The sequence below is a fragment of the Aeromonas sp. 602658 genome, from assembly GCF_049173005.1.
GTDB lineage: Bacteria > Pseudomonadota > Gammaproteobacteria > Enterobacterales > Aeromonadaceae > Aeromonas > Aeromonas veronii_A.
This window is the reverse complement of the sequence record NZ_JAAKRF010000003.1, coordinates 132,684-159,140: the sequence shown is the minus strand read 5'-3', so window position 1 is coordinate 159,140 and position 26,457 is coordinate 132,684. Positions and strand designations below refer to the sequence as shown.

25 protein-coding genes and 1 pseudogene are annotated in these 26,457 nt (G+C 61.1%); 9 read left to right on the top strand and 17 right to left on the bottom strand.

What is annotated here, in order from left to right:
* Positions 1-53: 53 nt before the first annotated feature.
* The 3 genes from ybeY to miaB are packed head-to-tail and all read right to left on the bottom strand — an operon-like array spanning position 54 to position 3,052.
* On the bottom strand, positions 54-518 hold the full coding sequence (ybeY, locus tag G5253_RS05345; protein ID WP_005354089.1) for an rRNA maturation RNase YbeY: 465 nt from the start codon (positions 516-518) through the stop codon (positions 54-56).
* Complete coding sequence (locus G5253_RS05340; protein ID WP_005362369.1) at positions 515-1,564, bottom strand: PhoH family protein; 1,050 nt, start codon at positions 1,562-1,564, stop codon at positions 515-517. The genes ybeY and G5253_RS05340 overlap by 4 nt, the downstream gene beginning before the upstream one ends.
* Before the next feature lie 54 nt (positions 1,565-1,618).
* Complete coding sequence (miaB, locus tag G5253_RS05335) at positions 1,619-3,052, bottom strand: tRNA (N6-isopentenyl adenosine(37)-C2)-methylthiotransferase MiaB (protein WP_005335132.1); 1,434 nt, start codon at positions 3,050-3,052, stop codon at positions 1,619-1,621.
* A 265-nt stretch (positions 3,053-3,317) separates the two neighbouring features.
* Between miaB and G5253_RS05330 the strand changes: the two genes are divergently transcribed.
* The 3 genes from G5253_RS05330 to G5253_RS05320 all read left to right on the top strand — a co-directional run bounded on the left by G5253_RS05330 (position 3,318) and on the right by G5253_RS05320 (position 5,913).
* Positions 3,318-4,481: an FAD-dependent oxidoreductase gene (locus G5253_RS05330; protein WP_421202804.1), complete on the top strand. Its 1,164-nt coding sequence runs from the start codon at positions 3,318-3,320 to the stop codon at positions 4,479-4,481.
* A 49-nt stretch (positions 4,482-4,530) separates the two neighbouring features.
* Entirely contained in the window at positions 4,531-5,097 is a 567-nt protein-coding gene (locus G5253_RS05325) for a cysteine hydrolase family protein (protein ID WP_416004390.1), read from the top strand.
* A 132-nt stretch (positions 5,098-5,229) separates the two neighbouring features.
* A complete protein-coding gene (locus G5253_RS05320; RefSeq protein WP_421202829.1) occupies positions 5,230-5,913 on the top strand; it encodes an excalibur calcium-binding domain-containing protein in 684 nt (227 codons plus the stop codon).
* Positions 5,914-6,003: 90 nt separating this feature from the next.
* On the opposite strand, the pseudogene G5253_RS05315 reads toward G5253_RS05320, so the two are convergent.
* Positions 6,004-6,919: pseudogene (locus G5253_RS05315) on the bottom strand (LysR family transcriptional regulator).
* Positions 6,920-7,035: 116 nt separating this feature from the next.
* Here G5253_RS05315 and G5253_RS05310 point away from each other — a divergent pair.
* On the top strand, positions 7,036-7,281 hold the full coding sequence (locus tag G5253_RS05310; RefSeq protein WP_421202803.1) for a hypothetical protein: 246 nt from the start codon (positions 7,036-7,038) through the stop codon (positions 7,279-7,281).
* A 20-nt stretch (positions 7,282-7,301) separates the two neighbouring features.
* Positions 7,302-7,970, top strand: a complete 669-nt coding sequence (locus tag G5253_RS05305) for an HAD-IA family hydrolase (RefSeq protein ID WP_421202802.1) — start codon at positions 7,302-7,304, stop codon at positions 7,968-7,970.
* A 209-nt stretch (positions 7,971-8,179) separates the two neighbouring features.
* Here G5253_RS05305 and dcuC read toward each other — a convergent pair whose 3' ends face one another.
* The 3 genes from dcuC to G5253_RS05290 are packed head-to-tail and all read right to left on the bottom strand — an operon-like array spanning position 8,180 to position 12,329.
* Positions 8,180-9,541 carry a C4-dicarboxylate transporter DcuC gene (dcuC, locus tag G5253_RS05300; protein WP_421202801.1) on the bottom strand — a complete coding sequence of 454 codons (1,362 nt, stop codon included), beginning with the start codon at positions 9,539-9,541 and terminating at the stop codon, positions 8,180-8,182.
* A gap of 54 nt (positions 9,542-9,595) precedes the next feature.
* Positions 9,596-10,513, bottom strand: a complete 918-nt coding sequence (gene rihC, locus G5253_RS05295; RefSeq protein WP_421172108.1) for a ribonucleoside hydrolase RihC — start codon at positions 10,511-10,513, stop codon at positions 9,596-9,598.
* Between the two features lie 16 nt (positions 10,514-10,529).
* A complete protein-coding gene (locus tag G5253_RS05290) occupies positions 10,530-12,329 on the bottom strand; it encodes an adenine deaminase (protein ID WP_421202800.1) in 1,800 nt (599 codons plus the stop codon).
* Positions 12,330-12,464: 135 nt separating this feature from the next.
* Between G5253_RS05290 and G5253_RS05285 the strand changes: the two genes are divergently transcribed.
* Entirely contained in the window at positions 12,465-13,403 is a 939-nt protein-coding gene (locus G5253_RS05285; protein ID WP_421202799.1) for a LysR family transcriptional regulator, read from the top strand.
* Positions 13,404-13,581: 178 nt separating this feature from the next.
* Here G5253_RS05285 and G5253_RS05280 read toward each other — a convergent pair whose 3' ends face one another.
* On the bottom strand, positions 13,582-14,184 hold the full coding sequence (locus G5253_RS05280) for a nitroreductase family protein (protein ID WP_421202798.1): 603 nt from the start codon (positions 14,182-14,184) through the stop codon (positions 13,582-13,584).
* Positions 14,185-14,457: 273 nt separating this feature from the next.
* On the opposite strand from G5253_RS05280, the gene G5253_RS05275 reads away from it, so the two are divergent.
* Positions 14,458-15,993 carry a sensor domain-containing diguanylate cyclase gene (locus tag G5253_RS05275; protein WP_164536238.1) on the top strand — a complete coding sequence of 512 codons (1,536 nt, stop codon included), beginning with the start codon at positions 14,458-14,460 and terminating at the stop codon, positions 15,991-15,993.
* A gap of 247 nt (positions 15,994-16,240) precedes the next feature.
* Entirely contained in the window at positions 16,241-16,723 is a 483-nt protein-coding gene (locus tag G5253_RS05270; RefSeq protein ID WP_164536239.1) for a YMGG-like glycine zipper-containing protein, read from the top strand.
* Positions 16,724-16,819: 96 nt separating this feature from the next.
* Here the strand turns inward: G5253_RS05270 and G5253_RS05265 are convergent, their stop codons facing one another.
* The 5 genes from G5253_RS05265 to G5253_RS05245 all read right to left on the bottom strand — a co-directional run bounded on the left by G5253_RS05265 (position 16,820) and on the right by G5253_RS05245 (position 21,780).
* Positions 16,820-17,776 (bottom strand): D-2-hydroxyacid dehydrogenase, encoded by a 957-nt coding sequence (locus tag G5253_RS05265; protein WP_164536240.1) that lies wholly within the window; start codon positions 17,774-17,776, stop codon positions 16,820-16,822.
* Positions 17,777-17,920: 144 nt separating this feature from the next.
* Complete coding sequence (locus G5253_RS05260; protein WP_164536241.1) at positions 17,921-18,685, bottom strand: DUF3530 family protein; 765 nt, start codon at positions 18,683-18,685, stop codon at positions 17,921-17,923.
* Between the two features lie 134 nt (positions 18,686-18,819).
* On the bottom strand, positions 18,820-19,386 hold the full coding sequence (efp, locus tag G5253_RS05255; RefSeq protein WP_005362323.1) for an elongation factor P: 567 nt from the start codon (positions 19,384-19,386) through the stop codon (positions 18,820-18,822).
* A gap of 45 nt (positions 19,387-19,431) precedes the next feature.
* Positions 19,432-20,640: an elongation factor P maturation arginine rhamnosyltransferase EarP gene (gene earP / locus G5253_RS05250; RefSeq protein ID WP_421202797.1), complete on the bottom strand. Its 1,209-nt coding sequence runs from the start codon at positions 20,638-20,640 to the stop codon at positions 19,432-19,434.
* A 96-nt stretch (positions 20,641-20,736) separates the two neighbouring features.
* Positions 20,737-21,780, bottom strand: coding sequence for a GMP reductase (locus G5253_RS05245; RefSeq protein WP_005348017.1), 1,044 nt, complete (start codon positions 21,778-21,780; stop codon positions 20,737-20,739).
* 381 nt (positions 21,781-22,161) lie between these two features.
* Here G5253_RS05245 and G5253_RS05240 point away from each other — a divergent pair, with 381 nt between their 5' ends.
* Positions 22,162-22,656, top strand: a complete 495-nt coding sequence (locus tag G5253_RS05240; protein ID WP_021229763.1) for an ATP-dependent zinc protease — start codon at positions 22,162-22,164, stop codon at positions 22,654-22,656.
* A 38-nt stretch (positions 22,657-22,694) separates the two neighbouring features.
* On the opposite strand, the gene G5253_RS05235 is transcribed toward G5253_RS05240, so the two are convergent.
* The 4 genes from G5253_RS05235 to G5253_RS05220 form a co-directional block, all read right to left on the bottom strand.
* Positions 22,695-24,131 carry an ATP-binding protein gene (locus G5253_RS05235; RefSeq protein WP_421202796.1) on the bottom strand — a complete coding sequence of 479 codons (1,437 nt, stop codon included), beginning with the start codon at positions 24,129-24,131 and terminating at the stop codon, positions 22,695-22,697.
* A complete protein-coding gene (locus G5253_RS05230) occupies positions 24,128-24,814 on the bottom strand; it encodes a response regulator (RefSeq protein WP_005335091.1) in 687 nt (228 codons plus the stop codon). The genes G5253_RS05235 and G5253_RS05230 overlap by 4 nt, the downstream gene beginning before the upstream one ends.
* Positions 24,815-24,944: 130 nt before the next feature.
* On the bottom strand, positions 24,945-25,577 hold the full coding sequence (locus G5253_RS05225) for a tetratricopeptide repeat protein (protein ID WP_421202795.1): 633 nt from the start codon (positions 25,575-25,577) through the stop codon (positions 24,945-24,947).
* Between the two features lies 1 nt (position 25,578).
* Positions 25,579-26,448 (bottom strand): SDR family oxidoreductase, encoded by an 870-nt coding sequence (locus G5253_RS05220; RefSeq protein WP_421202794.1) that lies wholly within the window; start codon positions 26,446-26,448, stop codon positions 25,579-25,581.
* Between the last annotated feature and the right edge of the window lie 9 nt (positions 26,449-26,457).

The following is a 26,457-nucleotide window of genomic DNA, read 5'->3' as shown; positions in this document are numbered from 1 at the left end:
GGGTTATATAAGGATGGTCATCTGCTGTTTCAAGACGATGACCATCCGGTTCTTTACTCTTCGTCGTTCAGATAAGGATCGGCAAAACCGAGCTCCTGCATGATGTCGCGCTCAAGCGCTTCCATCTCTTCGGCTTCCTCATCCTCGATATGGTCATAACCTAGCAGATGCAGACTGCCGTGCACAACCATGTGGGCCCAGTGGGCCATCAGGGGCTTGCCCTGCTCCTCGGCCTCGCGCTCTACCACCTGACGGCAGATCACCAGATCGCCGAGCAGCGGCAGCTCCAGGCCGGGTGGCGCCTCGAACGGGAAGGAGAGCACGTTGGTGGGCTTGTCCTTGCCGCGATAGGTGAGGTTGAGTTCGTTGCTCTCCGCCTCGTCGACGATGCGCACCGTCACTTCAGCCTCCTGCTGGAAGCCGAGAATGGTGCCGTCGAGCCAGCCTTGCAGCTGGGCTTCGGTGGGCAGGCCGTCGGTGCTGGCACTGGCCAGTTGCAGATCCAGGGTTACGCTCATTGCTCGCTCTCTTTGCTGGCGTTTGTTTGGCCGGCCACCTTCTCGGCGGCCTGTTTGGCATCGAATGCCTCGTAAGCCTGCACGATACGGGCCACCACCGGGTGGCGCACCACGTCTTTGGACTCGAAGAAGTTGAATGACAGACCATCGACCCCTGGCAGCACTTCCAGCGCGTGGCGCAGGCCGGATTTGGCGTTGCGCGGCAGGTCTACCTGGGTGATGTCGCCGGTGACCACGGCCTTGGAGTTGAAGCCGATGCGGGTCAGGAACATCTTCATCTGCTCGGTGGTGGTGTTTTGGGCCTCATCGAGAATGATAAAGGCGTCATTGAGGGTTCTTCCGCGCATATAGGCGAGCGGCGCCACTTCGATGATGTTGCGCTCCATCAGCTTCTCGACCCGCTCAAAGCCCAGCATCTCGAACAGGGCGTCGTAGAGCGGGCGCAGGTAAGGATCCACCTTCTGGGAGAGATCGCCGGGCAGGAAGCCCAGCTTCTCGCCTGCTTCCACCGCCGGGCGGGTCAGCAGAATGCGGCGGATCTCCTGACGCTCCAGCGCATCCACTGCTGCCGCGACCGCCAGATAGGTCTTGCCGGTACCGGCCGGGCCTATGCCGAAGCAGATATCGTGGCGCACGATATTGGCAATGTACTGGGCCTGATTTGGGCTGCGTGGCTTGATGAGACCGCGCTTGGTCTTGACCGTCACCTCCTTGCCATAGGGGATGCTAGGCGCCGGTTCGTCATCCTGCTCCAGCACCCGCGACTCCTGAATGGCCAGATGGACCATGTCGGGGGTGATGTCGGTCACCTTGCCACCCTTGAGGGGCTGGGTTTCCACATAGAGGTGTTTGAGGATGACGGCGGCGGCATCCAGCTGGGCCGGTTTGCCCACCAACTGGAAGTGGCTGTCACGGTAGCTGATCTCGACGCCGAGGCGGCGCTCCAGCTGCTTGATGTTGTCATCGAAGGGGCCGCACAGGCTGGCAAGGCGCTGGTTGTCGGCGGGCTCCAGATGCAGATTCAGGGTCGAGATGTGTCGGCTCACAATATCCTCGTCTCAAGGCGCTCCCCATCCGCCGGGCGAATGGGGAGGAGGGGATTAATGGGGAGTGAAGGCGGCAACGCCCAGCTCGTCCGGTACGTTATCCGGGCGGCGGGCCAGGATTTCGCTCGGGGCGGTGGCGATCCGCAGGTTCATCTCGCTCTCGCCGCGGATGAACTTGCCGCGCAGGGAGTTGGGACGTACCTCGGTGATCTCCACGTCGGCAAAGCCGCCGATCAGGGTGTGCTGGCCTTCGAAGTTGACCACCCGGTTGTTCTCGGTGCGACCACACAGCTGCATCGGGTCGAGCTTGGAGGGCCCTTCCACCAGGATGCGCTGGGTGGTGCCCAGCATGGCACGGCCAATCTGCATCGCCTGGTTGTTGATGACGTGCTGCAGGCGGGCCAGACGGGCTTTCTTCACTTCCATGTCGACATCGTCGGGCATGTCGGCGGCCGGGGTGCCCGGGCGCGGGCTGAAGATGAAGCTGAAGCTCATGTCGAAACCCACATCCTCGATCAGCTTCATGGTCGCTTCAAAGTCTTCGTCCGTCTCGTTCGGGAAGCCAACGATGAAGTCGGAGCTGATGGTGATGTCGGGACGGGCGGCACGCAGGCGACGGATCTTGGATTTGTACTCCAGGATGGTGTGCGGGCGCTTCATCATGGTCAGAATACGGTCGGAGCCGCTCTGCACCGGCAGGTGCAGGAAGCTGACCACTTCCGGGGTATCTTTGTAGACTTCGATGATGTCGTCGGTGAACTCGATCGGGTGGCTGGTGGTGTAGCGAATGCGATCGATACCGTCGATGGCGGCTACCAGACGCAGCAACTCGGCGAAAGTGCAGATGCCGCCATCAAAGGTCGGGCCGCGGTAAGCGTTGACGTTCTGGCCGAGCAGGTTCACTTCGCGCACGCCCTGCTGGGCGAGCTGGGCGATTTCGTAGAGCACGTCGTCCAGCGGTCGGCTCACCTCTTCACCGCGGGTGTAGGGCACCACGCAGTAAGTACAGTATTTGGAGCAGCCTTCCATGATGGAGACGAAGGCGGTGGCCCCTTCGGCGCGCGGTTCGGGCAGACTGTCGAATTTTTCGATCTCGGGGAAGGCGATATCAACCTGGGCACCACGGCCCTCTTGCACTTCCTTGATCATGGCGGGCAGGCGATGCAGGGTCTGCGGGCCGAACACGATATCCACATAGGGAGCGCGTTGGCGAATCGCATCGCCCTCCTGAGAGGCAACGCAGCCACCCACGCCGATCACCAGACCGGGCTTGTTGGCCTTGAGCTTTTTCCAGCGTCCCAGCTGGTGGAACACCTTCTCCTGCGCCTTTTCGCGGATGGAGCAGGTATTCAGCAGCAAGACATCTGCCTCTTCGGGCTCTTCGGTAAGGGTGTAGCCATTGCTGGCATCCAACAGGTCGGCCATTTTGGACGAGTCATACTCGTTCATCTGGCAACCCCAGGTTTTAATGTGAAGTTTCTTGCTCATTGCTTCTCTTGACTTGTTTTGAAATCGGCATGGTCAAAGGACCGCGCATTTTACTCCGCAATCTGGATACTGCCTAGCTAATATCCAGCTGGCAATGGTGCTCACCCGATACCTGTTGCCAGCAAGCTCAATAAGCTTTCTCCTTGATTTGACGCAGCAATTCCCCGTTTGTCTCACTGTTTATCAGCCTCCCTTGCGCTATCATGCTGCCATCCGGTTCACGTCCGGGCGCTGTCGCCGGACGCACCCTTTCAGGAATAAATGTATGGAACAGTGTGATATCGCCATCGTCGGCGCCGGTATGGTGGGCGCCGCCACCGCCTGTCTGCTGGCGGCTCAGGGCCTCTCGGTGCGGGTCATCGAGACCCAACTGCCGGAGCATTACGCGCCGGAGCAGCCGCTGGATCTGCGGGTCTCTGCCATCAGTCAGGCCTCGGTGGCGCTGCTGGAGCAGGCCGGTGCCTGGCACCATCTGCAGCAGATGCGGCTCTGCCCCTACCGCCGACTGGAGACCTGGGAGCTGGACGGTTTTGCCACACGCTTCAATGCCGCCGATCTCGGTCTGCCCCAGCTCGGCTACATCATCGAAAACCGGTTGGTGCAGCTCGCCCTGCTCAAACGGATGGAGGATTTCCCCACCATCCAGACCCATACCCCGGCGGCGGTGACCAGCCTGCGCCAGAGTGCAGATGACGCTGTGCTGACTCTGGACGACGGCACCGAGCTGGCGGCCCGCTGGGTGCTGGCTTGCGATGGTGCCGAATCCCACACCCGCAAGCTGGCGGGTATCGGCGTATCGCGCTTCGAGTACCGCCAGCACTGCATGCTGATCAATATCGACACCGACTTTGCGCAGGAAGATATCACCTGGCAGCAGTTCACCCCGAGCGGCCCGCGCGCCTTTCTGCCGCTGCCCGGTCAGCACGGCTCTCTGGTGTGGTATGACAGCCCGGCCCGTATCCGCGCGCTGGCGGCCATGAGCAACGAAGGGCTTGCCGCCGAAGTGCGCCGCCACTTCCCAAGCCGGCTCGGCGGGTTCACCGTCACCGGCAAGGGGAGCTTCCCGCTGGTGCGCCGCCACGCCAACGACTATCACGCCGGTCGGGTGGTGCTGCTTGGCGATGCTGCCCACACCATCAACCCGCTGGCGGGGCAGGGGGTCAACCTCGGCTTCAAGGATGTGGCCTGCTGGACTGATCTGCTGCAAGGAGCTGGCGCCGACTGGCATCAACTGGCGTTGGCCGAGCGTTACGAGCGGCGCCGTCGCCCCGACAACCTGCTGATGCAGTCGGGGATGGATCTCTTCTACGGGGTGTTCAGCAACGAGATTGGCCCGCTCAAGCTGGCCCGCAATCTGGCCCTCAATCTGGCGGATAAAGCTGGCCCCTTAAAGGAGATGGCACTGCGCTATGCACTGGGGCTGGTTTGACAGGTCGAAATCAGATAGCACGGGCTGAATGCGCGAAGGAGCAAAGGTGATGAACAAGGCACTGCTGGTGATCGATTTTATCAACGATATTGCCCACCCCGACGGGCGCATTGCCGCCTCCGCAGCCCATGTGCTGGAGCAGGATGCCATCGCGCATGCCAATCAGGCGCTGGCCCATGCCCGCGCCAACGGCTGGCTGGTAGTGCTGATCAAGGTGGGCTTTGACGGCGGCTATCAGCTGCAGCCCAAGGGGTCTCCCATGTTTGGTCGCGCTCACCAGTTGGGGGCGCTCTCTTTGGCTGACAGCGGCACCGACTTTCATCCTGATCTGGATGTGCAGCTCGGCGATCTGGTGCTGACCAAGCCCAGGGTCAGTCCCTTCTATGGCACGGCGCTGGAGCCTGCGCTGCGGGCCAACCACATCGACCACCTCTATCTGTGCGGGGTGAGCACCAGCTGGGCCATTCAGGCGGCAGCGCGGGATGGTCACGATCGCGACTACGCAATCACCATTCTGGAGGATGCCTGCGCCGCCGCAGATGCCACCGAGCACCACACCTCGCTGCGGATGCTGGGTCGCATCGCCGAGATCATCAAGGTGTCCCAGCTGGCTTGATCCTTAACGCAGGCTGTGCCCGATCACCGTTTTGAGATTGACTCAGCTGCTCCCTGTCGGACCGCAGCGCTTTTGGGCAACATGATTGTCGGGCAAGATAGTGCTCACATGGATAACAACAAGGATGGACAGATGCGTTATCAGGGACGGATCGCGAGCTGGAACGAGGCGCGCGGCTTTGGATTTATTACGCCGGAGCAAAATGGCGCCGAGCAGGCAATCAATGGAGCACGCAGTGCAGGGCTGTTTGTGCATGTTACGGCGCTGCAATCAGATGGCCGGGTGCCAGAGCCGGGGGAGCGTGTCACCTATCTGATCGGCAGTGGCCAGGATAGCAAACCGAGGGCGTTGCAGGTCTTTTTCCCCGATCGCCCGCTCACGTTGGCGGATGCCGTGCCGTCGGCCGCAATATCAGCCACAAGGTCAGCCGCACCATCAGCGGCGCCATCGTTTCGGGCGGCAAGTCAGCCGCCACGACCCACCTCGACCAGAGAGAGAAGTAACCCCTATCGACGTCGCAAGAGCAGCTGGAGTGGCAAATTGATCCCTCTGCTGGTGCTCGTCGGCCTCTTTTCCATCTATTCCCGTTTCTTTGCCTATTTGCCGCCCGCATCGCCAGTTACTCAAGAGGAGGTTAGTCCCACCTTCAGTACGCCACAGGCAGCGACCTTTACTCGCCAGTGTGATGGTCGGCAGCATTGCTCCCAGATGACCTCCTGCGAGGAGGCAACCTGGTTTTTACAAAACTGCCCTGGTACCAAGATGGATGGGGAAGGAGATGGCATCCCCTGTGAAGATCAGTGGTGTGTTAATTGAAATGTTTTGATTCACAAAGGCCCGATTAATTCATCTCGATTGCTGAGCGCTATCTTCTCCTGGTTCCGTCTGCGGGAGTTTTTGGCTGGGTCAGCGATCGATTGTGGCTGGGTGCGGTGCGGGATGGGGATCGAGGACCAGCTGCACGAAGCGATCGCGGATCGGGTCGGCAAAGGCGGGGTTCCACACCAGACTTATCTCCCACTCGGAACAGGGGCCAAAGAGGGGATAGAGGGTGACGTCCGGGCCCGCGATAAAGCTGACGCTGTGCGGCAGGATGGCATTACCTATCCCTGCCGCAACCAATGCCACCAGAGTCTGAATATCCTCTGCCTCTTGAACCATGCCGGTCAGCCGGTTGGCGCCGAGAAACCCGGCGATCTGCCGGGTTAGGCCGGGACAACGGTAGCCCACCATCTGCAACAGGGGTTGACTAGTCAGTGCCTGCTGGACGTCAAACGATGACGGATCTGGCTGGGTCATCCGGGTTGGCACCGCCAGTACCAGCCGGTCGGTCAGCAGCCGATGCTCCTGCAACAGCGGAGTCTCTGGCCGACGCATAAAACCAAGTTGCAACTGGCCGGAGAGCAGCTGCTCCTGCTGGATCGCGGAGGGCATATCCTGCAGATGGACCATCACGTCCGTGACCTGCTGTTTGAAGCGGGCCACCAGCGCAGGGGCCAGCGCGAAACTCGACAGGCCAAACCCAATCTTGAGCCGACCGGCCACGCCACTCGCCACTGCCAGCGCGTGACGTTCAAACTCCCTGCCGTGTTTGACCAGTGCGCTTGCCTGAGTGAGCAGCTGGGCGCCGAGCGCCGAGCGCCGCCAGCTCGGCACCATGGCGGCCCCGCTTGAACAGGGTGCAGCCCAGCGTCTGCTCCAGCCCCTGGATCTGCTTGGTGAGGGCCGGTTGGGTAATGAAGAGGCGATTGGCCGCTTCCCGGTAGTTGGCGGTCTCGGCCAGCGTCACAAACGCCTGCAGTTGCCTCAAGTCGAATTTCATTCCAATTGGTTATCCAAAGTGGCGATTTATTGATTATAAATTATCTAATCGCCTTGTTCTAATGGCTCGGCAAGGGGGGAATCGCCCTCCTCTGAACCGGAATAAGGAGCCATATCATGTCTACCCAACGTTATCTGTTTTTGATCAAGGGCAAGCTGGTGCTGGCTCAGCCGTTGGCGGCCCCGGAGGCTGGGGAGCTGCTCGCCAGCCTGTTGCAACAGGGGTTTGTGGTCGGCCCCTTGCAAGTGTGGGCTGGCAGTACCGAGCAGGCGCTCGCCTGTTATGAGCGTGCCGCCCAGCAGCAGGCCTTTGCCGATGCGCTCTCTGGCTCTCTGCCCGAGCTGGCCGGGGTGCCTGTATGAGTGTCTGTATGAGTGCTGGCATGAACACGATCACCCTGTCGGTATCCGCCCTGCTGCTCGATATGGATGGCACCCTGGTCTGCTCGACAGGCGATGTGGAGCAGGTATGGCAGCTCTGGTGTCGTGAACATCTGCTCGATCCCGATCCAGTGTTGGCGATGTGCCACGGTATACGTTCGCGCGAGGTGATCCGGGAGCTGGCCCCGCAGCTGGATGTGGAGCGGGAAGCGGCGCGGCTCGACGAGCTGGAGATGCTGCATACCGGCGGCGACGCCATCGCAGGAGCTGGCGAGTTGCTGCGCCATTTGCCGCCAGAGCTTTGGGCCATCGTGACCTCCGCTGGTGAGCGGGTTGCCCGCCATCGCCTGAATTGTGCCGGTTTGCCGCTGCCTAACGTGTTGGTGGGAGCCGAAGCGGTGGTCAATGGCAAACCCGATCCCGAGCCCTATCTGCTGGGCGCTGTACGGCTTGGCGTGCCACCCGCTCGCTGTCTGGTATTTGAGGATGCCCCGGCCGGTATTGAGAGCGCCCTGCGTGCAGGCTGCGCCGTGGTACAGGTGGGGGGCGATGCACCGCTCAACCCTGCGGTGGTGGCGGTGATCCGCGACTGGCGCGAGGTGAGAGTGGTGTCAGGGAAAGGCGAGTCCTTGCTGGTGATGCTGTCGATGCAGGGCGCCAACCAAGAATGACGGCACGAGAGCTCTGGGAGTTGAATTAGGGGGCTGAGCCTGATGGCTGGCGGTCAGTTACTCAGGCGTATGTGGCTCTTGGTCGCAAAAGTTATAGACGATCCCCACCGATTATCTTCCGGGCGTTTACATGCAGTGGGTTCACTTTCAACCGGAGGTAAAAAACCGTCTGCAGGCGACCGGATTGATCGCCTGCAGATGGAGCTGGTTTAGCTGAACAGCAGGTAGGAGAGGGTCATGCAGCAGATGATGCCCGAGATGATGGGCACCGAGGTGCGCTTGATGATCTCGATGGGATTGCTGCCGGTGATCGAGGCGATGACGATGATCACCGCGGCGACCGGCGACATGGATCGGATCAGATTGGCAGTGAGCTGCATCGGCAGGGCCACCGCGACACTGTTGACGCCGACCTTCTCAGTGATCTCGGGAATGATGTTGATAAAGGAGTAGAAGACTGCCAGCCCACTGCCGCTGATAAAGCCGATCAGCGCCGCCGTACCGGAGAAGAAGAACATCAAGATGGAACCGACGCCGTCGATGTGTTTCACGCTATCGACCAGGGTATCGATGATGCCGATGGCTTTCAGTCCCTCCACCAGCATGCTGGCCGCTACTATGAGCGAGACCACCTGAGCCAGACCCGTCCCCATACCGGTGAAGAAGATGGCGAACTCCTTGCTGGTCTCCTTGATATTGCCTTTGCGCAGCAGCTCCACCCCTATGGTGAGCAGCAGGCAGACGAAGGTGATCTCCACCAGCCCGAGGGAGATATGGGTAAAGCAGATGCCGAACAGCAGCACCAGCACCAGTGGCAGCACCGGGAAGATGCCGTAGTAGGCGGGTGGCAAGCCGGTGGGTACGGCGAGCGACTCCTCCTTTTCCTCCAGTCCGCCGCGCGCCTGCTGCCGCTTGTCCATCGCCTTTTGCCAGAAGTAGTGCACCACCGCCATCAACGCCAACGTCGGCAGCGAGATGGGGGCGTGGTAGGAGACGATGTACTCCACCAGCGGGATGCCCAGCTTCTGGGCGGCCAGCACGTTATCGGCCCCCAGCGGGCTGGGCATGATGGTGGCAGTGGTGGCAATGACGGCCCCCGCGGTAAGGGAGGACATGTTCGATGCCTTCAGTACCGGATAGAGGGTCGCCATCAGCAACACCGCCAGACTGGCAGCGCTCGGCACCACCAGCGAGAGCAGATTGCCCAGCAGGAAAATCACCGGCACCAGCAGATAGGGGGAGCGGATGCGGCTCAAGGGGCGGGTCAGCAGCGTGACGGTGACGTCGTTGGCGCCGATGTGGCTCATGTAGCTGGAGAAGCCGAACAGCACCATGATGGTGAGGCCGACATTGCCCATCTGGCTGATGAAGATCTGCTTGATCTGGACGAAGGGATCAAGCCAGCTGAGGCCGCTGCTCTGCGCCGCAGGCAGCAGGGGGTGGCCCAGTCCGACGGCGGCAAACATCAGCAGCAGCCCAGCGCCAAACAGCACTATCTTGGCATCGTAGTTTTTGGCGATGAGATAGCCGCAGATGACCAGGATCAGGGTGCTGACAATTATTTCCAGCATGTTTCCAACACTCTCTTCTTGATGTGAATGGGCCAGCGGGCTGGCGGTTCGGGATCAGATGGCGCGGGCAAGGGTCTCCATGCACCAGGCCCTGAATCCGGGCACGTCGATATCGAGACACACCTCGGCGTTGGGCGGTCGCTTGAGCCGGTTGTTGATATCCACCGAGGTGGTGCCGAGGGTGTGTTCACCCCGGGTCTCGATGGCCACATGGCAGGCCCGGGTGATAAAGAGGTCGGGGCGTACCAGATAGGCGATGGCGCAGAGATCGTGCATCTTTAGCCCGGTCTGCATGCTGCCGCCGCGATAGTGGCCGAACAGGGCGTGGAGCATGGCGCCAGTGCGGTTGAGGGCGGGCAGCGCCGCAATCATCTCGCCGGTCAGGGTGGCCCGGCTGGTGACATCGAGTCCGCACATCACGATGGGCAGACCGCTGCTGAAGACGATGTGAGCCGCCTCCGGATCCACGTAGATATTGAACTCGGCATTGGGGGTGTGGTTGCCCCGACCGGCCGAGCCGCCCATCAACACGATCCGCGCGATCTTCTCCCGACACTCGGGGTGCAGGGTGAGCAGCAGGGCGATATTGGTCAGCGGCCCGATGGGCACCAGCGTCATGGATTGTTCGCTGGCGAGCAGGGTGGCCTTCATGGCTTCGACGGCATGCTCCGGTATCGGCTGTTGCCCGGGTTCGGCAAACTCGTAACCATCGAGGCCGGAGTGGCCGTGGATATGGCTGGCATTGTCGAGGGGGCGCACGAGGGGCTGGCTGGCCCCCTGTGCCACCGGCACCTCTTGGCCGAAAAAGTGCAGCAGGCGCAGGGCGTTGCGGGTGGTCTTGCTGACATCGACGTTGCCGGCGACCGTGGTGATGAGCGCCAGCTCGATCCCGGGGTGAAACAGGGCGGCGGCGATGGCAACGGCATCGTCGATGCCGGGGTCGGTATCCAGAATAATGGCGACAGGGTTCACGCTGTTCTCCTCGAGGTTAATCGGCTTGGCTGGCATCGTGGGGCCAGCAGCAGATAAAGGGGTCGACAATCTCGCGGGTCAGGCCATCGGTGAGGCCGAGATCGGTCAGATGGGGCCCCGCATTGCAGGCAAGGCAGGTTCCCTCGATGGCCTTGAAGACACGGTAGGGGGGCTCCCACTCCACCACCTTGCCGCTCACTTCGCGCAGAGCGTGGAAGCTGGCGGCCAGCTCGCTGGCCGGCAGGTCGGAGAGCATGCCGGCGATGGGCATGGCAACGTGGGCCAGCACCTCACCCTGCTGGACGACCGCCATGCCGCCCTCGCTGGTGATCAGAGTGTTGGCGGCCAGCATCATCTCTTGCGGGTCGCGCCCCAGCACCACCAGATTGTGGGAGTCGTGGGAGTAGCTGGTGGCGATGGCCCCTTGCAGCTCGCCCCACCCCTCCAGCAGCGCCAGCCGGGTGCCCGCCTGATGGCGGCCATGGCGGTGTTGCACCGAGATGAGGCTAAATCCCGCAGGCACGATGACCTGACCATCCCGAACCTCAACCTCGGTTTCACTCCACTGGGTGAAGCGAGCCCCCTTGATGGTCTTGAAGCGGGCCCGACCCGCAGTCAGCCCGGGTACCCGGATGATGAACTCCTCCTGCGTGCGCAGGGGGATCTGCATGGTATCGCGCGGCGCCTGACAACCGGCGACATGCTCGGAGGGTTTGAGAATGGCGCCATGGCGGGCGACCCGCTGACCACCGCTGTAGACCCAGAGCGGGTTGAGATCGGTGAGGTTGTCGAACACCACCAGGTCGGCGCAGCGGCCGGCAGCAACCAGCCCCAGATCGTTGCGCTGCAGCCGGATGGCGGCATTGAGGGTGGCCATCCGCAGCACGTCGGGCACCGCCAGCCCCAGCTCTGCCAGCAGCTTGACCAGCGCAATCATGCCCCCTTTCTCCAGCAGCATGTCGGGCGGCACATCGTCGGTACAGAGGGTGATTTGGGAGGAGAGGTGGGGCAGCTGTTTCAGCGCAGCGACGATCTCCGGCAGCAGGTAGGGGTGGGAGCCGCGCAGCTGGAGGGTGAGCCCGGCCCGCAGCTTCTCCAGCGCATCGGCAGCCGAGGTGAGTTCGTGATCCGAGCTGACCCCGGCGGCGAGATAGGCTTGCAGCCGGTGACCAGTGAGGCCCCGGGCGTGTCCCTCAATCAGGGCATTGCGTTGCAAACCGGCGTGCAGAATGCCGGTCATCCGCTCGCTGCCGCCCAGCACCCCCTGCATGTCCATCACCTCGGCGATCCCCGCCACCTCTGGCCACTCCAGCATGGTGGCCATCTCAGGGCCGTGGAAGTCGGCGCCCGACATCTCGAGACCCGGCGTCGAGGGAACGCTGGAGGGGGCGGCGCAGATGACCCGCAGCGGCAGATTGCGGCTGGCGTCGATGGCATAGCGCACCCCCGCCAGCCCGAGCACATTGGCCAGTTCGTGGGGATCCCAGAAGATGGTGGTGGTGCCCTGCGCGACCACCACATCGGCGTAGCGCTCCGGCGTCAGGTGGGAGCTCTCCACATGGACATGGCTGTCGATAAGACCGGGCGAGAGATAGGCGCCGGCCAGATCGTGGGTCTCGCGTGCCTGCTGGAAGGTGCCGACCGGATGGACGCTGGCGATCAGCGGGCCGACCAACCCCACGTCGACGGGGCGGATCTCGCCGGTCACCATGTCGATCAGGTTGGCGTTGGTCAGCAGCAGATCGAAGGGGGCTTCGCCGAGGGCTGCCTGCACGGCGCGGCGGCGCAAGTTGAGGGATGCATCTTGTTCACACATGAAGGAGATGGCCTGACAAGGGGAATAATGGGCCCACTTTAAGGAGGGGATTGGCCCGTGCATAGCGCAAAGAATTTATAACTGGATAAGAAAGGGTTATGCTGCTGCAAACGTTTTTCTCCGGTTGTCGATTTCATGTCCGAACCCTGGCGCCGTCTGCCTGCGCTCTCTCTCAAGCAGATCCAGTATTTTGTCACGCTGGCCCAGCTGCGCCACTTCACCGAAACGGCCAATCAGATGGCCATCAGCCAGCCCGCCCTGAGCAGTGCCCTGCGCCAGATTGAATCTGTGCTTGGCGGTAAACTGTTTCACCGTACCGCGCAGGCGGTTACCCTGACCGAACAGGGGGAGGCGATCCTGCCCCACGCCAAAGGGCTGCTCAATGTAGCCCACGCCGCTTTTGCCGATATGCAGCAGGTGATGGTCGAAGGGGGCGATGGCACCCTGCGCATCGGTCTGATCCCGTCGGCCTGCACCCTGATGTTTCCGCTGGCGGCCGCCCGTCTGCAGCAGCAATTTCCGGGCTTGCGGGTCGAGTTTCAGGATCACACCAACGACGGTCTGTTGCAGGCGCTGGCCGAGGGGGCTCTGGATGCGGGAATTGGCGTGCTGGATGGCGAGTTGCCCGACTCGCTGGAGGTGACGCCGCTGCTGGACGATGCGCTGGTGGCGGTGATCAACCAGCAGGATCCGCTGGCAGGGGAAGAGGCCATCAGCTGGCATGAGCTGACCCGCCGCGACATCGCCCTTTTTGCCAGAGGCAACGTCAGCCGGCAGGTCAACGGACTGGCCCAGAGCCAGTTGCCCGGGCTCAAGCCCAGATACACCACAGATTATGTCGAGACGCTTTACGGCTTGGTGCGCTCAGGGTTGGCAGTTGCTATCCTGCCCGGACTCTATGCCGCGAACCTGCGCGATCCCCAGCTGAAAGTCGTGGCGCTGCACGAGCCAGTGCTGAGTCGAACCCTGGCGCTGATGTGGGCGAAAGGACTCTCCCGATCAACTCGCATCGACGAAGGGCGAGCCCTGCTGCGCGCCACCATTATCGAACAGCTAAGTAGTCAGCACGGCTGAGGCTGGCACGAGGTGAAGGTGGAACCTGGAGAGACATCCCTGCTGGTGACGCTGCCCGCCTGAGCTGTGGTGCGAGTGCGTGACGACCGCAGATTGCGGTATGAACCATCGCTATCCGAACTCTTGATGTCGCAATAAAAACGCCCCCGAGATGCGGGGGCGTTTTGCTATCTGGCCGTTATTTGAAAACGCGGAAACGGGTGGCATCGTCGATGAAGGTCTTGTCGCCGGCCGGTTGCTGGATGCTGCCAAAGGGCATCTGGGCACGCAGCAGCCAGCTGGCTGGCAGGTTCCACTCCTTGCGTACCGCCTCGTCGATGAGGGGGTTGTAGTGTTGCAGGGAGGCGCCGATCTTCTCCTGGGCCAGGGTGGTCCAGACCGCAAACTGGGCGATGCCGGTGGCATGTTCCGACCAGATGGGGAAGTTGTCTGCATAGAGGGCAAACTTTTGCTGCAGATCCTTGATGACGTCGGTGTCTTCGAAGAACAGCACAGTGCCGAAACCTGCGCGGAAGCTGCCATCCACCTTGGCCTCACTCTGGGCGTAGGCCTCCGGCGGCACGATCTTTTTCAGCTCGGCTTTGACGATATCCCACAGCTTATGGTGCTGGGTGCCAAACAGGATGACGGCGCGGGAGCTCTGGGAATTGAAGGAGGAGGGGCTGTGCCTGATGGCATCCTGGATCAGGGCCGTCAGTTGTTCCGGTGTATGGGACACCTGGCTGCCCAGGGCATAGATGGTACGACGTGCTTTGATCTGTTCGATAAACGGACTGCTCATAACATCTCCTTGTTCTGCTTGGCGTTGCAGCCGGTGATGGACGGTGTGTCCAGCGCCGGCCGCGTCAGGTATAGACTATAACACCCGCAATGCAGAGCGGGGTTAACCCGGGGTAACTAGCGTTTTTCCTGTCAGTTGATATTCGTTTGCGAACCTTGATGTTTTGTTAGTATTGGAAATGTCATTAAAGGGGCGTTGAAGTGATATTAATCAATGATTCACTCTCCTTTCTCTCGCACAATCCCGCTATGTTTTCCCCTGTTCGGATGTCATGTGAGCCGCTCGTATCTCAACAAGCGTTACTATGTGCTGGCCCCCCTCTCCGCACTGCTTGGCTTGTTGATCCTGATCGTGACGATCATCATGGCCATTGCCAGCTATCTGCGGGATATCGACATGACGGTATCCGGCTTCGGTCACATGGCTTCCTCCGTTGAGGCGTCCTTGATCCACGAGATGGTGAAGGTCAATGAGCGGCAACTGGCAGTGCTGGAGGGCTCCCTAGACAAGGAGAAGATAGCCCGCGGCGAGCCGGCCGACTCTCCCATCTGGGCTATTGCCCATCAGATCAAGCCCGGCAACCACTATATCTACTTTTACAACCTGAAAGCGGATCGCATCGACAGTTACCCGGAGTGGCTCGCGCCCCCAGGTTATAAGGCAGCGCTGCGCCCCTGGTATCAGGTGACCGCCATGCCGGGCGACGAGCCCGTCTGGTTTGGCCCCTACCCTGAATACAATACTCAGGAGCTGATTCTCAGCCTGATCAAACGGGTGAGGGACGAGCAGGGGCAGTTGCTGGGTCTGCTGATGGTTGACATGTCATTCGACTCGCTGCAGCAGGCGCTGCAGCGCACGGTCGGTAGTAATCAGGCGGCACTCTATCTGACCTTGCGTGACACTGATCAGCTGGTAGTGGGCAGCAATATGGATCTGCTGGCGACCAACACCATCAAGCAGCATCAGAGTCAGCAGTGGCTCGGCCTGGATGTGCTGTGGCATGGGACTTATATCAAGCGTGAGCTGGCGGATATTGGTTGGGATCTCAACATCTATCTGCCGCCAGTACTGTTTCGTGACAGCCTCTACGATGCGTTGCAGATGGTGGTTTTTCCACTGCTCTCTCTGTTTGCCATCTGGTGTTGCAGCCTGAGTCTTCTGGTGCGGATCTTCCGCCAGGAGCAGGAGCTGGTGTCGGGCTCATTGACCGGCATCGTGCGCGATCTGGAGCGTTCAGCGCCTGTCAGTGAGCCCAAGACCTGGTTCGTGCGGCGTAGCCTGAACGAGATCGATCAGGTCAGGGCCAGTTTTCTCAAGGGGCAGGATGCGCTGTTGCGGGATCCCCTGACCGGTATCATGAACCGACGAGCCTTCGAGCAGCACAAGGCGGCACTGGAGCAGAGGGGGGCGTGCTTCTGGCTGCTGCTGTTTGATGTCGATCACTTCAAGGGGATCAACGACAGCCAGGGCCATGCCTTCGGCGATCAGGTGCTGTGTCGGGTGGCCAACTGTCTTGCTGATGTGCTGGGGGTGAGTACGGTTTACCGGATAGGTGGGGATGAATTTGCCGCTCTGCTGCAACAGCCACAGGATGAGTTGGCGGAGAAACTCGGTTGTCTGCTTGAACTGGTGCGTCAGCAACAGTGGCGTGAACACCATGGGCCGATCACCCTGAGTGCCGGCGGCGCCTGCCATTCTCCTGCCGCCGGCCCTATCTTCGAGCGGGCTGATGCTGCCCTCTACCGCAGCAAGGAGGCTGGCCGGAACTGCTGGCATCTGGCTGAAGGGGTGGCAGGGGCCCTTGACTGACAGCTTTTGTCCCAGCGCGCTGACTATTCGACAGGACGCGGCTGCCAGGTTATCGGTCACTTTGTCGTGACTGTCTGGTTCAATGTTAATTTTCACGTTTTAATTCAATAGGTTGATTCTACTCTTCCTGTGTTGGCTGTGACTGTACTGCCATTGACTGTCGCATCCCTGTTTTCTGCTGGCTGGCGAACCTGATAGCTCTTTGTATAGTGCTGCTGATTATTAATCAGGTTTGACAGGAGTATCCATGGATATGAGTACGCGTGGCATCGGTGCTCTGGCTCTGTTGGGGGCGTCATTGCTGGGCAGCACTGCGGCCCACGGTTCGGAAACTCTCAACACCATTCTCGGTGGTGGCGCAGGCGGGGTGGCGGGCACCATGATCGGCAAGGAGTTGGGGGGAGATACCGGTGCGCTGGTAGGTGCGGCCATTGGCGGCGCAGCCGGTGGTGCGGCGACGGCCAACAAGGGCAACAAGAATGAAGCGGCCCTTGGCGGCGCGGTGGGGGCGCTGGGCGGTGCCGCCATCGGAAAGAGTGTCGGTGGTGATACCGGCCAGCTGATCGGCGCCGGGGTTGGTGGGGCGAGTGGCTCGGCCATCGGTGCCAAGACTGGCGATGGCCACCAGAGTCAGGAGCGCTATTACGATGATGACGATGATCATCACCATCACAAGCACCACAAGAAGTACAAAAAGCATAAGAAGCACAGATGGCACGACGACAATTGATGCGTGTGCAGTGAGTGCGGAAGATGCAAAACGGGGCCTGTTGGTCCCGTTTTGCATGGTGTGGTCACTCGATTTTGCGGTTACTCGCTTGTGCGGTTACACCAGCCGGTGCTGACGGCGACCGGCGGCAAAGGCGTTGATGTTGTCGATCAGCTGATCGGCGAGACGCTGCATAGACTCCTCGCTGGCCCAGGCCACATGGGGGGTCAGAATGAAGTGAGGGTATTGCAGCGCCTTCATCAGGGGATGGTCGGGAGGCGGAGGTTCGACGCTCGCTACATCGAAACCGGCACCGCCGAGGCGGCCATTGGCCAGCGCTTGCAGCAGCGCCTCCTCATCCACCAGTCCGCCACGGCCGACGTTGATCAGCAGGGCTCCCGGTTTCATCAGATCCAGCTCCCGCTCGCCAATGAGGTTGCGGGTGTAGGGGGTGAGCGGGCAGTGCAGGCTGATGACGTCCGAGCTTTGCAGCAACTCGTCGAGGGGGAGGCGATCCTCGTCGTGGCTGGTGCCGACCTGGCTCTGGGCGTAACGCACTGTCATCCCCATCCCCTTGGCCCGCTCGCCGAGCGCCTGACCGAGCGTTCCTTTGCCGATGATGCCAAGCTGCTTGCCGTGCAGATCCATGATGTTGTGGTCGAAAAAGCAGAACTGGCCGCTCTGTTGCCAGCGCCCCTCCAGCAGCGACTGGCGCCAGCAGAAGAGGTTGCGCGACAGTGCCAGCATCAGCGCCATGGCGTGCTCCGGCACCGAGGGGCCCGAATAGTTGCGGATATTGCACACCCCGACGTTGGCGGCGTGGCACGCCTCCAGATCCACGTTGTCGCTGCCGGTGGCGGCGAGCGCGATGAGTTTGAGCTCCGGTAGCTGGGCCAGCTCGGCGGCGCCGATCCGTACTTTGTTGATGATGGCAATACTGGCATCTTTCAGCCGCTCGACTACCTGTTCCGGGGCCGTGCTGGGATAACTCTGCCAGTGGTGGGGGAAGTCGGGATGACGCAGGGTGATGCCCGCATCCAGGGTATCGCTGTCGAGAAATACGATTTGCTGCATGGTCCTTCCTGCCATTTTTCCGGTGTCGAGGGATCATGATGCCAAACAGGATACAGTCATTGCCAGCTCGCCGCTGTGTCATGGCTGGGCTTTATCCGGCAGATGTGAGCTTGCGCGCTTTATTGTGCCACGCTAGCGGCCGGTTTAGAGCCAGCCCAGATGGTTGAGCCAGCCCTGAATGCGGGTGGGGGTCTCCTCCAGCTCCATCAGGGCGTAGGGGCGATAGTTGAGCTTGTTGCTGCGCCGGCTCTCGCTTTTGCGGGCCTCGGCGGCCAGCAGTGGCCAGCGACCGCCATCCTCCTGATAGAGGTCCAGGGTGGGGATGGCCGCCTGAGCCACCTGTTTGGCCAGGGTCTGGTTGCTCTGCTGATTGGGGAAGAAGCCATCGAGCAGCACCAGCGCGTCGGGGGCGGGCAACTGTTCGCTGGCGATGAGATTGGCAGTCCAGGCGGCGCCGGTACCTTGCGCCAGGATCAGCTTGAAGCCCCCCTCCTGCAGCTTGGCATCGGCCAGCTTGCTGATCCGCTCGGCAAACTGCTTGCGAAACTCATCGCTGTTTTTCGCTTTTTTCTCGGCGGCTGGGTCCAGTTCGGTCTGCTGGGGGGAGGGCAGCAGCAGCAGGGTATCAAAGCCCAGCCGGCTGAGAGCGCGAGTCAGTTGCCAGAGTTGGCCGCTGCGCTGCCAGTCGGGCAGTAAAATGGCGAGCCCCAGATAGTTTTCACTGTCGTGTTTGGCGAACAGCACCGTCTGCTTGTCGATCTGGGTAGCATCGGGCAACCCTTTCCAGTCGCTGGCTTGCCAGTGGTCGAGGGGCATAGGTTCGGCAACGGGGGGGGCGACCTCGCTCGCCTCTGCCCCATGGCCAGCCAGCAAGGTCAATAACAGCAGTGATAAGGATAATCTGGCCATAGTGTGCTCCCCCGGTTATCTGGGTTAGCGGCGGCGGCGGGATTTTCTGAAGGCGGGCGGTGTGATGGCAACTCGGAGGCAATAAAAAAGCGAGCCGGTGGCTCGCTTTTTTGTAATCAATTCAAAGCGGTCAATTAGTTGACGCGACGCTTGAATTCGCCGGTGCGGGTATCGATTTCGATCTTGTCACCGATCTCTACGAAAGCGGCAACAGCCAGCTCGTAGGTAGTGCCTTTCAGACGGGCAGGCTTGGTCACTTTACCGGAGGTGTCGCCACGGGCAGCCGGCTCGGTGTACTCAACTTCACGCACGATGGTGGTCGGCAGTTCTACGGAGATGGCTTTCTCGTTGTAGAAAGTCACTTCGCAGATGTCTTCCATGCCGTCTACCAGGTAGTTCAGCACGTCACCCAGGTTGTCTTTCTCTACGTCGTACTGGTTGTACTCGGTGTCCATAAAGACATACAGGGGGTCGGAGAAGTAGGAGTAGGTGCACTCTTTACGTTCCAGCTGAACAACGTCCAGCTTGTCGTCGGCCTTGAAGACGGTCTCGGTAGCGCTGCCGTTCAGCAGGCCCTTCAGCTTCATTTTGACCACGGCGGAGTTACGGCCGGATTTGTTGAATTCAGCCTTCTGAACCACCATCGGCTCGGTGCCGATCATGACTACGTTACCAGCGCGGATTTCCTGTGCGGTTTTCATGTAAAAAATTCCTGTTCGTGAAACGGACGGATAAAAACTGCCAGATTATATACGGCTTTCTAAAAATTTCACCAACCGTGTGACGAGATCCCCATCCCGGAGCAACTTCTGTGACCAGCTTCGCCCATGTTGCTGCCAAATGGCGCTATATCGTGGCCATTGGGTCCAAAGTTCGCGGCAATCTTCACCACGGTTGAGAGCCAGATTAAAGCGGCGCAGCCATTGGCCGCACTCGGCGGGTAGATCGGATAAGTAGTGGTCAAGGAACTGCTCCAGCTTGACCAGATGGGCCTCCTCCTCCTGTTGGTAGATGTGCCAGAGGAAAGGACGAGCCGCCCACTGGGCCCGCACGAAGGAGTCCTCCCCGCGTACCAGATTGAGATCGCAGCTCCACAGCAGTCGATCGTAGCCAGCCTGATCGGTCATCGGCAGCAGCTTGATGGTGAGGTTGCCCGAGTGGAGTAGGTCCCCCGCGTTGGCTGCAGGGATGGCATCAGTCAGACCGGCACCGGTGAGCACATCGTTGAGAGAGCGCCCCAGCGGCAGCAGCAGGGTGACGGGCGTGGCGCTCTGGCACCAGCTCTCGACCAGACTCTTCAGCGCATCGCTCTCGTAGGTAAAGAGGCTGACCCGCAGCTCGTGCTCTTGTTTTGGCGGCAAACCGAGGCTGGCCCAGTAGGCGGTAAGTCCCGCCTCATCTTGCTGCCACTGTTCCCGTTCGGTGATGAGGTCGCGTTCGCACAAAAGGCCGCCGGTTTTAGCGGTAAAGCCCGGGAAGAAGAAGTATTTATTGAGGCTTTGATTGCCAACCCGCTGGGGCGAGGCGAGACCGTGGCAATCCTCGACCCAGCTCTCCGCCGAGAGGTACTCCAGATTAATCCAGCAGGGGGGCTTGGGTTGGCTCGCCATCAGTTCGGCCATTCGTTCAATGAAGGGGGCGGGCAGCTCGCAGGCAAAGGCCTCGATCACCACCTTGGCCGGGGTCATGTCGCTCGGCAGGGTCTCATGCCAGTGCTGGATATAGATGCCATCGACCCACTGGCCATCCTGCGCCGGGTCGAGACCTGGACAGATGCGGGCGAAACTTGCCAGGTCATCCACCCAGAGCCGCACCTGAACCTCATTGCCATGTGCCGCAATATTCCCCTCCCGTTTTAGCTGGCGGGCTAGTCGCCAGGTGACGCCGATGTCGCCGAAGTTGTCGACGACGCAGCAGAAGATGTCCCAGTCAAACGGGGGCAGGGGAGTTGTCATGGCTCGGGATCCCGGATGCAAAAAAACCGGTGCGCAGGATAGCACACCGGTTGACTGGCTTCTAACCGTCAGCGCGTGACGGCGGTCTGTGGCTGGTTACTCTTTGCCGTAGACGTTGTTCTCTTGCTCGCGAACCCGAATAAAGGTGGTGCGTTTGGTCAGCTCTTTCAGCTGGCTGGCGCCCACGTAGGTACAGGTGGAGCGCACGCCGCCCAGAATGTCGCGCACGGCGTTCTCGACCGGGCCGCGGTAGGGCAGCAGCACGGTTTTACCCTCGGAGGCGCGGTACTCGGCGACGCCGCCGGCGTGCTTGTCCATGGCGCTGGAGGAGCTCATGCCGTAGAACTTCATGAAGGGTTCGCCGTCTACATCGACGATCTCGCCACCGCACTCCTCGTGGGCTGCCAGCATGCCGCCCAGCATGACGAAGTCGGCGCCGCCGCCGAAGGCTTTGGCTACGTCGCCCGGGCAGGTACAGCCGCCGTCACCGACGATCTGGCCGCCGAGGCCGTGGGCCGCATCTGCACACTCGATGATGGCGGAGAGCTGCGGATAACCGACACCGGTCTTGACGCGAGTGGTGCAGACCGAGCCCGGGCCGATGCCAACCTTGACGATGTCGGCGCCGGAGAGGATCAGCTCTTCGACCATCTCGCCGGTCACCACGTTGCCCGCCAGAATGACGTGGTTGGGGCAGGCTTCACGAATTTTGCGTACGAACTCAACGAAGTGTTCGGAGTAGCCGTTGGCCACGTCGACACAGATGAAGCGCAGCGCTTCGGACATGGCGAGGATTTGGCGGGTCTTGGCGAAATCTTCAGCCGAGGTGCCGGTGGAGACCATCACATGGCCCAGCAGCGCCGGGTCGGTCTCGTTGACGAAAGCTTGCCACTGCTCAAGGCTGTAGTGCTTGTGTACCGCTGTCATCATCTCGAAACCGGCCAGCGTGCGCGCCATGGCGAAGCTGCCAACGGTATCCATGTTGGCGGCGATAACGGGTACGCCTTGCCATTGGGTCTGAGTGTGTTTGAAGGTGAACTGACGGGTCAGGCTTACTTGGGAACGGCTCTTGAGAGTAGAGCGCTTGGGGCGGAACAGGACATCCTTGAAACCGAGCTTCAAGTCTTCTTCGATACGCATTACAAATTCCTTATTGAGCCTTGTTGAAAGTCACTTTTGCAGTGGCAAATTTTCGGCAGGCGCAAAAAAACCGGTGGTTTTCAGGCCCTCCGGTTTACAACAGTGTAGGCAAAAATCCCTTCAGAACAAGACTGATAATTTGTAAATCCTTGTGGTAGCCTTTGGCGTCACAACCTGAGGTTAACCACCAGTTTCATCCAGCACCGTTCGGTGCCTTGCTCTCCTTCGATATTCCCGCCCGCTTGGGCCGCCGTTCGGCCACTCTTTGTCGTCTCTCTCCTGACCCGCCAGATATTATCCAAGTAGCTGAAATAAATCGGATTGACCCACAATGGGACTGTGGTAGATCTGGGCGCAGGGTTGACAAGGCAGGGCAGTAAAATGGGCAAGATGATGGTGGGGATCACCCTGATGCTGGCACTGTGTGGCAGTGCGCTGGCAGAGACCCCGACCAGCTATGGCTGGATCGAGAAGGGACTTATTTTGCCCACCGGCGTGGCGGTAAAGATGAAACTCGACACCGGGGCGCTCACCTCTTCCCTCGATGCACGCTCCATCACCAGATTCAAACGGGATGGCAAGCCCTGGGTGCGCTTTATGCTGGTGGTGACCGATGCCGACAGCGGCAAACTGGTCAAACAACAGTTCGAACGGAGGGTCGAGCGCAGCGTGACGGTGCGCGGGGCGGGCGGTATGGAGCAGCGGCCAACGGTGACCATGTCCATCTGTCTGGGGGACAAGGTGTATGAGGAGTGGTTTACCCTGCGGGATCGCAGCAAGATGATCTATCCGGTGCTGCTGGGCCGCCGTCTGCTGGCGGAGCTGGGCCCGGTGGATGCCAGTCGAACCTTTACCGTGCAGCCAGATTGTCATTGAAAGTAAAGAGCCCGCATCGCGGGCTCTTTACTTATCGCTTATCTTGCCGGCGGCAGCGGGAGTAACACGCTCACCTCCAGCCCCCCTTCCGGCCGGTTGTGGACATCGAGGTCGGCGCCGTGCAACTGGGCGATGCGTGAGACGATGGCCATGCCAAGGCCGACGCCATCCCCCTGCTGGGGATTGACCCGAAAGAAGCGTTCATACAGCCGGGGCAAGGCACTGGCGGGAATGCCGGGGCCGTTGTCGCTCACATCCACCCTCACCCGGTTGCCCTCTCGCAGTACCCGCACCCTGATCTCGCCCTCTGGCTGGGTGTAGCGCAGCGCATTGTCGATGAGATTACTGAACAGCAGCTCGAGCAGGGTGGCCTGCCCCATCACCAGCTGCGGCACTTCACACTCCAGCGACAGCTGCTGATCCTTCTTGAGCGCGATGGGTGCCAGGGTCGCGAGGGTGCCTTGCAGCAGGTGGCCTATCTCCAGCTCGGTCAGCACCAGTCCCTGCTGGTTGTCGATACGGGCCTGGGTCAGCAGTTGGCGGATCAGCCGATCGCTGCGGTCTAGGGCCTGCAGCATCTTGTGCAGGGATTGCTGGCGGCTGGCGTCATCATCGGCAGCCAGGGCATTTTCACTGTGGATCCGCAGTACCGCCAGCGGGGTGCGCAGCTCGTGGGCAGCCTCGTTGGTGAACTGCTTCTCCCGCTCTATGGTCTCCGCCAGCGCCTGCATCAGCCGGTTGATCTCGTTGGTGAGGGGGGTCAGCTCCTGCGCGCTTATCTTGAGGCTGAGCGGGCTCAGGTTGGCGGGGTGACGTTCACTGATGGCCTGGGCCAGCTGGCGCAGGGGGGCCAGCCCGCGGGTGATGAGCCACCAGAGCAGGGCCAGCAGGAACGGCAGGGTGATCAGCAGCGGCAGCATGGTGAGGGTGGCCATCTTGCTGGCCAGTTCGCTGCGCTCGTCGTCCCGCTCGGCTACCACCAGCCAGGTCTGCTCCTGCTGGTTGTAGAGAGTGAAGGTGCGCCACTGGTGATTATCTTTTTCGACCGTGTCAAAGCCGATGGCCAGGGTGACCAGCGGCTGATCCGGGGCGCTGGGGGCGCGCAGCAGCAAGTCGCCCTTTTCATCGAGCAGCTGGAAGTAGAGATTGCGTTCGAACTCGTGGCCGTAGGGGGTGATCTCCCGATCCTCGCCGGTCAGGTTGAGGCTGGGGTCTTTTTGCCACTCATCGGGGTTATGCGCCTCCCACTCCTGATAGACGGTGCCGTTGGCGGGCAGTTGCCCCTGCTGGGCCATGTAGCGGGCCAGCAGCTGATTGGTGATGCGCGCCGACTGGGCGAGGCGGGCATCAAACAGCTCCTCCATTTCGTGGCTTGCCTCCATGTAGCCGATAAAGGCGCTGATGGTAAGACTCAGGCTCACCAGCGTCAGGATACCGGTGAGTAGAAAGCGGCGAATGGAGCGGGGATGTTTCATCGTGCGGGTGTCCGGCTTGGCTGTTCGAGCTGGGGAATGATGTAGCCGACCCCGCGAATATTGCGGATGAGGTCACTGTAGAACTTCTTGCGCAGATGGTGGATATGCACCTCCACCGCGTTGCTCTCGGCCCCTTCATCCCAGCCGTAGAGGCTCTGTTGCAGCTGATCCTTGCTCAGCACCCGGCCGCTCTGGCTGATCAACTCCTGCAGCAACTTGTATTCGTGGGGGGTGAGTTTGACCGCCTCCCCCTGATAGGTGACCTGCTGGGATTCTGGATAGATGAGGATGTCGCCATACTCCAGTACCGCCTGAGCTTGCCCCTTGCTGCGACGAACCAGGGCGCGTAGGCGGGCGTTGAGCTCCTGCAGGGCGAAGGGCTTGACCATGTAGTCGTCGGAGCCGGCATCAAGGCCGACCACCCGATCGTCCAGCGCATCGCGGGCGGTGAGGATCAGCACAGGCAGCTGGTGTCCTTCACGTCGCAACTTGCGCAGCAGGCTGAGGCCATCGATGTCGGGCAGATTGAGATCGAGGATCAGGGCGGCGAACTCGTCGCTCTTGAGGGCTGCCAGAGCGGGCAACCCCTGTTGCAGCCAGTCCACCGTGTAGCCGCTATGGCGCAGTGCATCCTGCATACCATCCCCCAGCATCACATCATCTTCCACCAGCAGGATCCGCATTCTTTTCTCCCTGTTTGTTGGGTGTGGCGATCTGGCTCAGTGCCAGGGCGTGCCGTGGCATAAACAACCCTGCCCACCAGTATGCAAGCTGGTGGGCAGAGTTTAAATAGTTCTTTGATCCATCAGGGTTTTATAGCTTGGCCAGCCGATCGCGGATCTCCATTCTGCGCCCTTCGTCGGCCACTTCGCGACCCGGGCGGGCTGGGGCGACCAGCGCCTTGTCGAGATAGGTTTTGGCCTCGGCTTTGCGACCCTGATCCAGCAGGAAGTCGCCATAGAAGAAGTTGGGGTCGATGCCATCCGGATTGATGGCCAGCGCCTGCTTGAGCAGCTGCTCTGCCTTTTCGTCATCGCCAAAACCGACCGGCCAGCCGGGCACCTGATAGTAGAGGGAGCCCAGGCTGGTATAGGCGGAGCCGTCCAGCGCCTTGGGATCCTGTTTGAGTGCCAGCTCCAGCTTGGCTTTGGCCTCTTTCACCAGACCCAGTGCCCCCAGCCCCCCTTTGGCCCCCGCCCAGGTGCTCTTGACGATGGCCGACCAGATCAGCAGATCGGCGCGAAAAGGCTCCTTGGCGCTGGCCGCTTCGGCCTGGGTGCTCAGGGTTTCGAGGCAGCTCTCTTTCGCCTTGCCGGTCTGTTGATACTGGCAGACGGCCCACTGTTGCTGGATGGGGACGAGGGCATCACCCGCGGCCATGACCGAGGAGGATCCCAGCAGGATGGCGATGGCACAAGAGGTCACTGATTGACGGAAAAAGTTCATATTAATGCTCCTTCTTGGTCGGGATCGGGCGGGACAAGTCTGGTTGTGGCGCGCTGTTGGCGCCAGCATCAGCCGTCCCTGGCTGAAGATGACGGGCATAACGTTTGATGATCGGCAGCTGTCTGGCCAGCGCCTTGTCGACAATGCCGGGCAGCATGGCATTGAGCCGCACGAACAGTTTTTCCGGCCAGCCGAGCCAGCTGCGGCGGGTTTCGTTGCACAGGGCGATGACCGCCTCTTCGGCCACCTCCTGCGGGCTGTCGGTCTGGGTGCCTAGCGCCGCATTCATCTCGTAGGCAGCCTCGGAGTTGAGCTTGGTGCGGGTGGCGCGGGGGGCAAAGTGCAGCACCTTGATACCACTCCCCTCCAGCTCCCGTCCCAGCGCTTCGCTAAAGCCGCGCAGGGCAAATTTGCTGGCGCAGTAGACGCTGTAACCGGGGTAGCCGATGCTGCCCAGGCTCGAACCCATGTTCATGATGATCCCCGGCTTGCGCATGGTTGGCAGCAGGGCACGGGTGAGCTGGATGGGCGCCTCGATATTGAGCAGCAGCTGGCGCTCCACCTGCTCGAAGCTCTGATCTTCCAGCCAGGCAAACTGGTTGCAGCCAGCGTTGTTGATCAGGATGTCGATCCCATGCTCCAGCGCAGGGTGTTGCAACAGCTTGGCCCGCTCTTGCGCAGAGCCGAGGTCGGCGAGCACCACCTGATGGCGCTCGGGATGAGGCAGTGACTTGCACAGCCGCTCCAGTGCAGGGCCGCGACGACCGTGCAGCAGCAGGAGTGCCCCCTGGGCCGCCAGCTCCTGCGCCAGCTCTTCACCTATGCCACCGCTGGCGCCGGTGAGCAGCACGAGTTTCCCTTCAAGGTTCATGGTATGGAT